The organism is Ochrobactrum sp. BTU1, assembly GCA_018798825.1.
Classification (GTDB): domain Bacteria; phylum Pseudomonadota; class Alphaproteobacteria; order Rhizobiales; family Rhizobiaceae; genus Brucella.
The window spans coordinates 291,903-304,687 of the sequence record CP076354.1; the positions used below are offsets into that span (position 1 = coordinate 291,903).

The window sequence follows — 12,785 nt, forward strand, 5'->3', positions numbered from 1 at the left end:
GAAGCGGTTTTTGGATAAGACGCGGTGAAAATGGAGTACGGCACGTTGCGTGCTGTGATTGAGGAGATACCCATGCATCTGAAGGCATCCGAGAAGCGGACGCTTGGCCGTACTGGTCTGACGGTAACCGCGCTTGGTCTGGGAACAGCACCTTTGGGTGGACTTTATGCGCCTGTTTCGCGTGCTGACGCAGACGCATTGCTGGAAGCTGGTTGGGACAGCGGTGTTCGCTATTTCGACAGCGCACCGATGTATGGCTATGGCCGTTGCGAACATTTGCTTGGCGATATGCTGCGCGAAAAAAGCGAACGTGCGGTTGTCTCCACCAAGGTCGGACGCCTGATGACCAATGAGCGCGCTGGTCGCACTTTGCCGCCAGCGCCGCCAAAGAATCCACTCGATTCGGGCTGGCATAATGGCCTCAATTTCCGTGAGGTCTTTGACTATAGCTATGACGGCGTCATGCGCAGCTTCGATGACAGCCAACAGCGTCTGGGCTTTCCTGAAATTGATCTTCTCTATATTCACGACATTGGCCGCGTGACCCATGCCGACAGACACGAGTTTCACTGGAACGCGCTGACCAAGGGCGGTGGTTTCCGTGCGCTGACTGAGTTGCGCGCGGCAGGCAATATCAAGGGCTTCGGTCTTGGTGTGAATGAATGGCAGATCATTCGCGATGCGCTTGAAGAGGCTGATCTTGATTGCTCGCTGTTGGCCGGGCGTTATTCGCTGCTCGATCAGGTGTCGGAAAAAGAATTTCTGCCGCTGGCGCAAAAGCGTGGCATGGCGCTGGTGATTGCTGGTGTGTTCAACTCCGGCATTCTGGCCGCGCCACGCGGCGGCGAACAGAAGTTCGATTATGCCGACGCGCCTGCTGAAATCATTGCTCGCACCAATCGCTTGCATGATATTTGCGATGCGTATCATGTGCCGCTCGCCGCTGCCGCTATGCAGTTCCCGATGATGCATGAGGCCGTCAGCTCCATTCTGATCGGTGTGCGTTCGCCAGAACAGATCAGGCAGAATGTCGTCTGGTTCGAGCAGTCGATTCCGCACGAATTCTGGACGACGCTTCGCTCGGAAGGTCTCATTTCCTAATCATGACTTCCAAAATTCTCTGTGTTGGTGCCCTCACTATGGACACCATTCTCCGCCTTGATGAACTCCCACTCGCGGCAGGCAAATATCTACCGCGTGAAGCCGTCGAGATCGCAGCTGGCATGGCTTCAAGTGCAGCGGCTGCGATTGCCCGGCTTGGCGGCAACGTGGCGCTATGGGCTTCTGCGGGGATTGATTCAGTAGGCGACCGCGCTGTCGCAGAGCTTTCAGCCGAAGGCATCGATTGCGCTTATATCCGGCGGCTGGAAGGCGCGCGTACGGCATTTTCTTCGATCCTCGTCGATGCGAATGGCGAACGCATCATCGTGCCGTTTTATGATCGCAGGCTTGCAAGTCCGTCTGATCCGGTGCCGCCGATTGCAGCGGGAACCTATGCGGCTGTTATGACCGATGTACGCTGGCCGTGGGCTGCTGAAACAGCACTAAGTGCTGCGCGCGATGCAGGTATTCCGGCCATTCTGGATGCCGATACCGCACCCGTCGAATTGCTGGAAACACTGCTGCCGCTTGCAACTCATATTGTTGCATCGGAGCCTGCTGCCATAAGCGTCACGGGCACGACGGATTTGCGTGAATGTGTCCGTATTCTCAGCAATCGCTATGATGTTTTCACATCTGTCACGGCTGGCGCAGATGGCTGCTATTGGGCGGAAGGTGCTGGCAAGCCTGTTTCCCATGTGTCGGGTTTCAAAGTCGATGCGGTGGATACGCTCGCTGCGGGCGATGTCTTCCACGGTGCTTTTGCGCATGGTCTTGTTGAGGGCAAGGAGATGACTGACATCATCAGCTTTGCCAATGCCGCTGCCGCCATCAAATGCGCGCGCTTTGGTGGACGTGCCGGTTCTCCAAGCCAGGATGAAGTTGTTTCCTTCATCGAAACCGGTATTGTTCCAGCCCGATAAGCTGGGTTTCAAACGTCGATCTTCCTCATTCTGAACCAGTGTGAAGTGCTGTCTGAAAGGGTGAGGGCAGCGCATGTCGGCGCTCCGGACCGAGCCAAACTTACCGAACTCCGAGTTCTCCCACGCTTTACCAAAATCATCCGAATGCACACTGAACACGAATTGACTCTTTACTGACATGTTAGTATGTGCAAACTTAAAGTTCAAACTTGGGAGGAGCCAGTTTTGGCACATAATCATTCTGGGCAGGGGCGCTTCGGGCTCTCTGCAGCGCTTACCACGCCATTCGATGCTGATGGCAAAATCGATGTCAGCCGTGCGCTGAAACACGCTCGCGCGCGCCTCGATAATGGCTGCTCAAGCGTCACCTTGTTTGGCACCACTGGCGAAGGTTCGTCGATTGCCGATGCTGAACGCGCTGCTCTTCTCGATGCATTTATCGCAGGCGGCTTCCCGGCTTCCAACATTGTTGTCGGCGTCATGGAAAATTCGGTTGCCGACGCGGTCCTTCAGTCGGCCGATGCGCTGCGTCGCGGTTGCAAGGCCATTCTTCTGGCTCCGCCTTCCTATTTTAAAAACCTCTCCGACGAAGGTCTGTTCAACTGGTTCTCGTCTGTCTTCAAAGGTTTGGGCGAAGATGCGCGCAGCATCATTCTCTACAATATTCCATCGGTGACAGCGGTTGAGTTGTCGGTCGATCTCATCAGCCGTCTTCGTGCAGCTTTTGGCGGCATCATCACCGGCGTGAAGGATTCTTCCGGCACCTGGGCCTATACGGAAAAGCTGCTTGCAGCCCACAAAGATATTGCGATCCTTATCGGCGATGAACGTGATCTTGCTGCCGGTGTACGGCTTGGTGGACAGGGTGCGATTTCAGGCATGGCCAATCTGTTCCCGGATCGTCTTTTGCGCATGGTCAATGACGGTCAGGATGATGCTGAACTCGTCGGTGCCGTGCAGCAGCTGCTGAACTATCCGGTAACGCCTGCGGTCAAGGCCATGGTTGCGCGTCATACGGGTGACAAGGAATGGCGTCGCGTGCGCGCACCGCTGATTTCACTCAATGACGCGGATTTCGATGCAATTGGTAGTGTATTCGACCGTTTGCATCTGGCAAAAGCGGCTTAATCGCGGCATAAGCCTCGATAACAAAAAAGGGAATGGCTTTGGTGGACGATCACAACGAACCGGTAAAATTGCGGGATAAGGCTTATCAGAGCTTCACCCAGCATTTGCTGGCGCGTGATTTTCATCCGGGCCAGTTCGTTTCGCAGCGCCAGCTCGTCACCATGACGGGTTTGCCGCTGGGCGCGATCCGCGAACTGATCCCGCGTCTTGAAGCGGAAGGTCTAATCAAGACCGTGCCGCAGCGCGGGCTCCAGATCGCGCATATCGATCTTAATCTGATCCGTGAAGCGTTTCAGTTTCGTCTTTTCATCGAAAAGGAGTCGATCGCGATTTTCTGCCAGTCGGCTTCCGATGAATTGCTGCGCTCGCTGCGTGCTGCTCATGAAGATACGCTCAACCGCGCGATGAGCGAAGGTGAAACGCCGGAGCTTGAAGAGCAGGCGCAGAATATCGACTGGAGCATGCATGATACGATTGTCGGCTCACTCGATAATGAAATTATCTGGCGTGCCTATCAGACCAATACGATCAAGATGCGTCTGATCAATCAGGAGCGCTTCCGCATCACCGGACGCGTTATCCCGGTCATGCAGGAACATCTTTCTGTGCTGAGTGCAATCGAAACCCGAGACCCGCAGACCGCCATGGATGCCATCGCCGTTCACATCAATAATGCACGGAAGCTGGCTTTGCAGATTTAACAACCGAGACCGGGCAAGAGGAGTTGCCGGGTTGAAGGAATCAATGGGCCAGGAAGGCCTAAGGGGAGGAGCATGTAATGAATCTATTACGTCCAACACGTCGCCAGTTTTTGGCAGGCACAGCGGCCATCGCCGCCTCAGGTGTAACAGGCATCAGCCCATCTTTCGCGCAGTCGGGTGTCGACTGGAAGAAATATGCGGGCACAACCCTCGAAGTTAATCTCATTAAGAGCCCGCGCGGTGAAATCCTTCAGAAATATCAAAAGGAATTCGAAGAGCTGACTGGTATCAAGGTTAATTCCGAACAGATGCCAGAACAGCAGCAGCGCCAGAAGGCCGTGATCGAGCTGACTTCGGGTCGTCCGAGCTTCGACGTTATCCATATCAGCTATCACGTTCAGAAGCGCCAGTTTGAAAAGGGCGGCTGGCTTGCCGATCTCAATCCGTTCCTGAAAGACCCGACGCTGACTGATGCGTCGCTCACAGAAGATGATTTCGCAAGCGCCGGCCTAACTTTCGCTAAGGATGCCAATGGCCGCTTCGGCGCACTGCCATTCTCGGTCGATTACTGGATCATCTACTGGAACAAGGAACTCTTTGCCGCCAAGGGCATCGAATTCCCGAAGACCTTCGAAGAGCTGGTTGCAGCCGCAGAAGCACTTACCGATCCATCGACCAATACTTACGGCTTCGTCGCGCGCGGCATGAAGAATGCCAATGCACCGGTCTATACCAGCCTTCTGCTCGGCTATGGCAAGCAGTCGGTTGATGCGGACGGCAACCTGCAGACGGATTCGGCCGAAGGTATTGAAGCAGCCAAGCTCTATCAGCGTCTGATGACCAAATCGGCACCTCCCGGTGTTGCAGGCTTCAACTGGGCTGAATGCCAGTCGAACTTCCTGCAGGGTCGCGTTGGCATGTGGCTCGACGGTATTGGTTTCGCACCGCCGCTTGAAGATCCGAACAAGTCGCGCGTTGTCGGCAAGGTTGGCTATGGCGTCATGCCAGCAGGCCCGAATGCACAGGCAGCGCCAACGACAGGTGATGGCATCGGCGTGACCGAAGCCTCCAAGAACAAGGAAGCCGCATATCTTTACTGCCAGTGGGCCATTTCCAAGGAAATGGGTGCTCGCCTGTTGCAGTCGGGATCGGGCGTTCCGTTCCGCAAGTCGATCATCGACGATGCAGATGTGCGTAAGGGTGTCACCATGCCGGAAGGCTGGGTTGAAGCTCTCTCGAAATCTGCACCAATCAGCCAGCTCTGCCTGCCGGTCATCGTGCCTGTCACGGAATTCCGCGACATTATCGGTGTTGGCCTCACCAATCTTCTCAATGGTGCAGACGCAGAAGCTGAAATGAAACGCGCGACGGAAGAATTCCGTCCGGTCCTCGCACGGAGCGAAGGAAAATGACATCTGCCGCCCCGATAGGAGCAAAAACGGGAGCTGCTGCCAAAGCAGCTTCCTCCACCAAGACGGCCACAAACCGTCTGCGGCCAAGTTACTGGCCGTTTGTTCTTCCTGCCTTGATCACTGTCGGGGCGGTGATCGTCTTCCCATGGGTGTTTACACTCTGGATGAGTACCAACCAGTGGCAGCTTGGCGGCGAGCAGAGCTTTGTCGGTTTTGACAATTATCTGCGTCTTGCGACCGATATGCGCTTCTGGGAATCCATGTGGCACACGGTTGTTTACACGGTTCTGTCCGTCGTGGCCCCGATGATATTGGGTACGATTGCAGCGCTGGTGTTTGACAGCAAACTGCCCATGCGCGGGCTGCTGCGCGGTATCTTCGTCATGCCAATGATGGCAACACCGGTGGCGGTCGCGCTGGTTTGGACGATGATGTATCACCCACAGCTGGGTGTGCTGAACTATCTCCTGTCGCTGATCGGCATTCCGCCGCAGGAATGGATCTTCAATCAGAGCACGGTTATCCCGTCGCTGGTAGCTGTTGAAACCTGGCAGTGGACGCCGCTGGTCATGCTGATCGTGCTGGGTGGCCTTGCGTCCATGCCGCGTGATCCGTTTGAAAGTGCGGAAATTGATGGTGCCAATGGCTGGCAGAAATTCCGTTACATCACGCTTCCGATGATCCTGCCATTTATCATGGTTGCCGTTATCATCCGCTCGATTGATGCGCTGAAAAGCTTCGACATCATCTTTGCAATGACGCAGGGCGGTCCGGGAACGGCATCGGAAACCATCAATATCTATCTCTATAATGTGGCGTTTTCTTACTATGACATTGGTTACGGCTCGGCGATTGCTGTGGTGTTCTTTGTTGTCATTATCGCCATGTCGATGATCCTTCTGGCGCTGCGCCAGCGGACCAAGTGGAACAGCTGAGGATAGGTCATGGCAAGCAAGTCTATTCTTTCAAAGCTTGGCACGGCACTCGTGGTGTTCGTCATCGTGTCGCCTGCAATCTTCTTCTTCGTCTGGATGCTGTCGCTTTCCTTGAAATATGAAATCGACAATGGCGCTTATCCGCCCATCCTGATCCCTGACCGCATAGCATGGTCAAACTATACCGGGATTTTCGAAACCAATGACTTCCTGCTCTATTTCTGGAACAGTCTTCTGGTCACAGGAACCGCGACCCTGCTGGCATTGATTGTCGGCGTTCCGGCAGGCTACGGCATTGCGCGACTGCGTGCCAACAAGTCGGCAATCGTCATCATGATTGCGCGTATGACACCGGGCCTGTCTTATCTGATCCCGCTGTTCCTGTTGTTCCAGACGCTGGGTCTTCTCGGCACGCTCTGGCCGCAGATCATCATTCATCTGGTCGTCACCGTTCCAATCGTGATCTGGATCATGATCGGCTATTTCGAGACAACACCGATGGAGCTTGAAGAAGCAGCCATTATCGATGGTGCTTCCTCGTGGCAGGTGTTCATGAAGGTGGCACTCCCGATCGCCAAGCCCGGCGTTGTGGTGTCGCTCATCCTCGCGGTGATCTTCTCGTGGAACAATTTCGTTTTCGGCATCGTGCTTGCAAGTCGCGAGACACGCACCCTGCCGGTCGCAGTTTACAACATGCTGTCCTTTGAACAGGTCAGCTGGGGTCCGCTTGCAGCTGCAGCCCTTGTGGTCACATTGCCGGTCCTGTTGCTAACCGTATTCGCACAGCGCCAGATCGTTGCAGGTCTGACAGCAGGCGCCGTCAAATAAGAGTTGAGGTTTAAGATGGCATCTGTATCCATCCGAAATGCAATCAAGAAATATGGCAATGTCGGCGTTCTGCATGGCGTGTCAGTCAATATTGAAGACGGCGAATTTGTCGTACTCGTCGGCCCTTCGGGCTGCGGAAAATCCACGCTCCTGCGCATGATCGCAGGACTTGAGGAAATCAGCGATGGTGAAATCGCCATTGGTCCGCGTGTGGTCAATGACCTGCGCGCCAAGGAACGCGATATCGCCATGGTGTTCCAGAATTATGCGCTCTATCCGCATATGACGGTTGCCGACAATATGGGCTTCGCGCTCATGCTGAAAAACGCGCCGAAAGAAGAACGCGACAGCCGCGTTAATCGTGCAGCCGAAATCCTCGGCCTCAATAAGCTGCTCGACCGCTTTCCGCGCCAGCTTTCCGGCGGTCAGCGTCAGCGTGTAGCCATGGGCCGTGCGATTGTTCGCGATCCACAGGTGTTTCTGTTTGACGAACCGCTGTCCAATCTCGATGCCAAGCTGCGCGTGCAGATGCGCGGCGAGATCAAGGGGCTGCATCAGCGTCTGAAGACCACCACGATTTATGTGACCCACGATCAGATCGAAGCCATGACCATGGCAGATAAGATCGTCGTCATGCGCGATGGTCTGGTGGAGCAGATCGGTGCGCCGCTCGATCTCTATGATCGTCCTGCCAATATGTTTGTCGCGGGCTTCATTGGCTCGCCATCGATGAACTTCGTCAATGGCAAGATCGAGGAAGGTTCGTTTGTGGCAGATGGCGGCTTCCGTATGCCGCTTCCTGAAGGCGATTATGCAAGTCTTTCGGGCAAGGCTGTTTATGGTATGCGCCCTGAGCATATGAAGATTGCCGATAACGGCGTGCCGGTCACAGTTGAAATTGTTGAGCCGACAGGTTCGGAAATCATGGTCATGGGCAAGCTCGGCGACCAGCCAGTCACCTGCCTGTTCCGTGAACGCCTGACAGTGCGTCCGGGCGATATGCTGACCATTGCGGTTGATCCAGCAACGAGCCATGTGTTCGAGCCGGAAAAAGGCATGCGCGTTAGTCGCTAATACCGAACAACACAAAACAAAACGCCGGGGTTTTCCCCGGCGTTTCTGTTTTACTCTGCAGCTTCCTTGACGGCCATCGGGTTATTCGGATGGGTCGTCCAATTGGCATATTGTGCCGGGATCGGTGCCTTGGTGCGCGGATCGAAATCACCGATCTGCTCCATGGTGATGCAATCCTCGACCGGGCAGACATTGACGCAAAGATTGCAGCCAACGCATTCCTCATCGATCACCTCAAAGTGCCGCGCACCATTCACCAGATTGGTGATTGCCTGATGCGAGGTATCTTCGCAGGCAATATGGCAACGACCGCATTTGATGCAGGAATCCTGATCGATGCGTGCCTTGGTGACATAATTGAGGTTGAGATACTGCCAATCGCTGACATGTCCCACGGCCATGCCGCGGAAATCATCAAGCGTCTGATAACCCTTGCTGTCCATCCAGTCAGAAAGACCATCGATCATTTCCTCAACGACCTTGAAACCATAGGTCATTGCAGCAGTACAGACCTGAACGGTGCCGCAGCCGAGCGCGATAAATTCAGCCGCATCGCGCCATGTGGTAATGCCGCCAATGCCTGAAATCGGCAGGCCATAGGTTTCTGGGTCGCGTGCAATTTCCGCCACCATGTTCAGCGCAATCGGCTTGACCGCTGGTCCGCAATAACCGCCATGACTGCCGCGCCCATCAATCGACGGAACCGGCGACATGCTGTCGAGATCGACCGACACAATGGAATTGATCGTGTTGATCAGCGATACAGCGTCGGTGCCATTGGCCTTTGCGCCGCGTGCAGGTTTGCGGATGTCGGTGATGTTTGGCGTCAGCTTGGTGATTACCGGCATCCGGCTATATTGCTTGCACCATTTCACGACCATGCCGACATATTCCGGCACCTGACCGACGGCCGCACCCATACCGCGTTCGCTCATGCCGTGCGGACAACCGAAGTTCAGCTCAATACCGTCAGCGCCGGTTTCTTCCACCAGTGGCAGAATGGCTTTCCATGCTTCTTCTTCGCACGGCACCATGATCGAGGCGATCAATGCGCGGTCGGGCCAACGCATCTTCACTTCTTTCATTTCGCGCAAGTTCACTTCGAGCGGTCGGTCGGTGATCAGCTCGATATTGTTAAGACCAAGCAATCGCCGGTCAGCGCCATGGATGGCGCCATAGCGCGGACCATTAACATTGACCACCGGTGGGCCTTCGGAGCCCAGCGTTTTCCAGACCACGCCACCCCAGCCAGCCTTGAAAGCGCGCTCGACATTGTAAGCTTTGTCAGTCGGCGGAGCCGAAGCCAGCCAGAACGGGTTTGGCGACTTGATGCCGAGGAAGTTCGTTGAAAGATCAGCCATGTTTACTCTCCTCAGCCCTGTTCCTGGCCCAAAGGCACGCTGCGGTCACGATGAGTAGACGGAGTTGGCGCATGAAGCGCGCCGCCCGACAGCACCGCATCGGCAAAGCCTTCAATCGCTTCGGGACGTTTCGTCAGCGTCGCATGGATGGATTCAGCGGCAACCTTGCCGTCTTCCACCGATGCAACGGTCAGATCCTGTCCACCTGCAACGCAGTCGCCCCCCGCCCAAATGCCCTCAACGGATGTGCGACGTTCATCATCGACGCTAATGCGTCCTTTGGAGAGTCCGATGCCTGAACCTGCAATTGGCTCCGGTTCAAACTTCTGACCGATAGCCTTGAAGACCTGATCGGCTTCAAGAATGAGATACTCGCCGGTGCCGGAAAGCTTGCCGCTATCGGCATTGGTATATTCAAACACAACCGCATTCACCGTGCCGTCTTCGCTCCGCTCAAGTGCATGTGGCTGCAACCAGTGACGGATCACCACTCCATGAATCTGCGCCAGTTCCTGTTCATAGGCGCTGGCATTCATGCTTTCCTGACCGCGACGATAAACGATTGTCACGTTTTCAGCGCCGAGCTTCTTGGTCTGGATGGCAACGTCCACTGCGGTCATGCCGCCACCGATAACCACAACATTACGGCCAACAGGCAGAGACGCGAGGTCTTTTGCCTGACGTAGATTGGCGATGTAATCAACGGCATCGATCACGTTGGGCGCGTCTTCGCCAACAAGTCCCAGATCATTCACGCCGGGCATTCCCATGCCGAGGAACACCGCATCATAGCCGGCCCTGAGCGCTTCAATCGTGATGTCCTGACCGAGTGTCTGGTTATACTCGATGTTGATCGCGCCGATTTTCAGCACAAATTCCAGTTCGCGCTGGGCAAAATTATTGACCGTCTTATAGGCGGCAATACCATATTCATTGAGACCGCCGCCTTTGGGGCGCGCTTCAAAAACCGTCACCTGATGGCCATGCATTGCAAGGCGGTGCGCCGCAGAAAGGCCCGCTGGACCTGCGCCAACAATGGCGATGTGCTTGCCGGTATCAGCTGCGCGCTTGAATGGGTGATTGCCGGTTTCCATCAAAACATCGGTGGCATAACGCTGCAATTCACCAATCTTGACCGGCTTACCTTCCGAAGTTTCGCGAACACACACTTCTTCGCACAGCGTTTCGGTCGGGCAAACGCGGGCGCACATGCCGCCCAGAATGTTTTCTGAAAGAATGGTCTTTGCCGCACCAATTGCATTGCCGGTATTGATCTGGCGAATGAAACGCGGAATGTCGATGCTGGTCGGACATGCATTCATGCAAGGCGCATCATAGCAATAATAGCAGCGGTCGGATTCAACGAGGGCTTCATGCTTGTTGAGCGGCGGATGCAGATCATCGAAAACATGCGCATAGTCGGCCTTTTCCAGCCGCGAGCCATGGATATCAGGCCCGTTTGCGTGTCCCGGATTATCAATTGCATCAATAGGTGAATTCTCTGCTGATCTCATCGATCGCATCTCCCATTTTTGCTTGTTAAGGCGCGGGTTCCCTTTGCGCACCTTGAACTCTGTTCCGGGCTGCGATCTTTATCGTCGCGTGATGCCCGTTAATGACAGGATGACAGATTTTTACGGAAGGTCAAATTTTTTATCATCTGGTCAATTTATGACTTTTAGGCACTACAAATGTAGAAAAGGCCCGGCTTTGGAAGCACGGGCCTTTGTAACTTGATGGGAGCATAAAATCAGATTGTCTCTGACTTGATAATATTGTTGTCAGAGGTTTCGTCTGTCTCAGCGCCCGGGAAAGCTTCAGCTTCTTTAGGAAGGGCAGGGCGTGAGCTTAGCACCAGCGCACAGCCAGCAATGATGACGGCCGCTCCGACAAATTGGATGATGGAGAGCTGTTCTTTCAGGAAAACCGCGCCCACCAGAACCGCAATCACGGTGACTGCAAATTCTACGCTAATGGCTTTTGTTGGTCCGACGTTTCCGACCAGTCTGAAATAAAGCACATAGGTGAGGGCGCTCATCACACAGGCCGAAATCAGCAGGTAGATGAAGTCAACAAGTCCCGGCATAACTGGTACAGGGATGGCAACGATCAGTGGCAAAGTGAGGATGCCGCCAAAGACGAATGCGCCAATGGTGGTTTCCCATGAGCCTGTGGTTGAAAGGCGGCGGCTGGCATAATTGCTGCCGAAAGCTGCCGAGAAGCAGGAGAAAAGCACAGCAACACAGCCCATGATAAATTCAGGCGTAACCGCAACTGCCGGGAAGCCGACCAGAAGCACGATGCCGGTGACACCAAGCAGCAGGCCGATCAGGCCGCGTGATGTAATGCGCTCAAGCCCCCAGAGCTGGCTGATGACCATCGAGAAAAGCGGAATGGATGCAACGCAGATCGCGGCCATCGCTGTTCCGATCAGTGGCGTGCCATAGGAAAGGCCGATCAACTGGCCCGCAACGGTGGTTGCACCAACAACGGCAAAGGGTTTCCAGCCAGCCTGAAAATCAAGCTTACGCCCGGAAAGTTTGGCGATTGCAAACAGTGTTCCTGCGGCAATGAAGGAGCGGAAGGCAACCGCACCAACCCACCCAAAGGCCTCGACCACGCGCAGCACCACGAGGAACGATAGCCCCCATGCTATGGCTAGGAAAATATAGGTCGCGGTGTCTCTGGGCTTCATGTCGATAGGCCTTCATCATGCTGCTGGATTATCGACTATCTGATAGGAGCGACAAGCGAAACCTCTTTCGCATCCACTCTCATACCATCTTGGAATGAAATTATGCCGTTTTTGCAGCGGCATTTTGTGCCGCTTTTTGTGCCGCCGCAGCACCGATATTGGCAAAGAAGCGATCCGCAATCTTGCGTGCGACCGAACCGAGAAGTTTCGACCCAAGTTGCGCGATCTTGCCACCGGCATCGCCACGGATCACGTAGCTCAGGATCGTGTCATTACCATCTTCAGTCAGAGTTACGTCGGTGTCGCCATGCGCAAAGCCGGCAATAGAGCCTTCACCGCGCCCCGAGATCGTATAGGAGGCGGGCGGGTTCATGTTGGAAAGCTCAAGCATTCCGTGGAAACGCACTTTGATCACTCCGAGGCTGACTTTCAGCGCGGCTCGAATTTCTGTTTCAGTCAGACGCTCCAGATCTTCGCAGCCGGGAATGCAGTTTTTCAGCGTTTCGATGTCGTTGAGTGCGTCCCAGACGGCCTGCCGGGGTGCGCTAATTCTCTCTTCTCCGACGAGGTCCATGCTTTGACTAAACTCCTGATCAACCTAAATTGATGCATATGCATATATGGAAC

12 protein-coding genes are annotated in these 12,785 nt (G+C 54.8%); 8 read left to right on the forward strand and 4 right to left on the reverse strand.

From position 1 onward, the window contains the following. Nucleotides 1-72: 72 nt before the first annotated feature. From KMS41_01340 to ugpC, 8 genes are all read left to right on the forward strand, one after another. Complete coding sequence (locus tag KMS41_01340) at nt 73-1,101, forward strand: aldo/keto reductase (protein ID QWK77918.1); 1,029 nt, start codon at nt 73-75, stop codon at nt 1,099-1,101. 2 nt (nt 1,102-1,103) lie between these two features. Continuing rightward, nucleotides 1,104-2,024, forward strand: a complete 921-nt coding sequence (locus KMS41_01345) for a sugar kinase (GenBank protein QWK77919.1) — start codon at nt 1,104-1,106, stop codon at nt 2,022-2,024. Nucleotides 2,025-2,249: 225 nt separating this feature from the next. Further along, nucleotides 2,250-3,152 carry a dihydrodipicolinate synthase family protein gene (locus KMS41_01350; GenBank protein ID QWK77920.1) on the forward strand — a complete coding sequence of 301 codons (903 nt, stop codon included), beginning with the start codon at nt 2,250-2,252 and terminating at the stop codon, nt 3,150-3,152. Nucleotides 3,153-3,184: 32 nt separating this feature from the next. Next, a complete protein-coding gene (locus KMS41_01355; GenBank protein ID QWK77921.1) occupies nt 3,185-3,853 on the forward strand; it encodes a GntR family transcriptional regulator in 669 nt (222 codons plus the stop codon). Nucleotides 3,854-3,930: 77 nt separating this feature from the next. Then, nucleotides 3,931-5,265, forward strand: coding sequence for a sugar ABC transporter substrate-binding protein (locus tag KMS41_01360; protein QWK77922.1), 1,335 nt, complete (start codon nt 3,931-3,933; stop codon nt 5,263-5,265). Continuing rightward, complete coding sequence (locus KMS41_01365; protein QWK77923.1) at nt 5,262-6,200, forward strand: sugar ABC transporter permease; 939 nt, start codon at nt 5,262-5,264, stop codon at nt 6,198-6,200. The genes KMS41_01360 and KMS41_01365 overlap by 4 nt, the downstream gene beginning before the upstream one ends. Nucleotides 6,201-6,209: 9 nt before the next feature. Beyond that, nucleotides 6,210-7,028, forward strand: a complete 819-nt coding sequence (locus KMS41_01370; protein QWK77924.1) for a carbohydrate ABC transporter permease — start codon at nt 6,210-6,212, stop codon at nt 7,026-7,028. 15 nt (nt 7,029-7,043) lie between these two features. Next, on the forward strand, nt 7,044-8,102 hold the full coding sequence (ugpC, locus tag KMS41_01375) for a sn-glycerol-3-phosphate ABC transporter ATP-binding protein UgpC (protein QWK77925.1): 1,059 nt from the start codon (nt 7,044-7,046) through the stop codon (nt 8,100-8,102). Nucleotides 8,103-8,152: 50 nt separating this feature from the next. Here ugpC and preA read toward each other — a convergent pair whose 3' ends face one another. The 4 genes from preA to KMS41_01395 form a co-directional block, all read right to left on the reverse strand. After that, entirely contained in the window at nt 8,153-9,463 is a 1,311-nt protein-coding gene (gene preA, locus KMS41_01380; GenBank protein QWK77926.1) for an NAD-dependent dihydropyrimidine dehydrogenase subunit PreA, read from the reverse strand. A gap of 11 nt (nt 9,464-9,474) precedes the next feature. Further along, on the reverse strand, nt 9,475-10,986 hold the full coding sequence (locus KMS41_01385) for an NAD(P)-dependent oxidoreductase (GenBank protein QWK77927.1): 1,512 nt from the start codon (nt 10,984-10,986) through the stop codon (nt 9,475-9,477). A gap of 227 nt (nt 10,987-11,213) precedes the next feature. Further along, entirely contained in the window at nt 11,214-12,158 is a 945-nt protein-coding gene (locus KMS41_01390; GenBank protein ID QWK77928.1) for an EamA family transporter, read from the reverse strand. A gap of 100 nt (nt 12,159-12,258) precedes the next feature. Next, nucleotides 12,259-12,732: a carbon monoxide dehydrogenase subunit G gene (locus tag KMS41_01395; GenBank protein ID QWK77929.1), complete on the reverse strand. Its 474-nt coding sequence runs from the start codon at nt 12,730-12,732 to the stop codon at nt 12,259-12,261. Between the last annotated feature and the right edge of the window lie 53 nt (nt 12,733-12,785).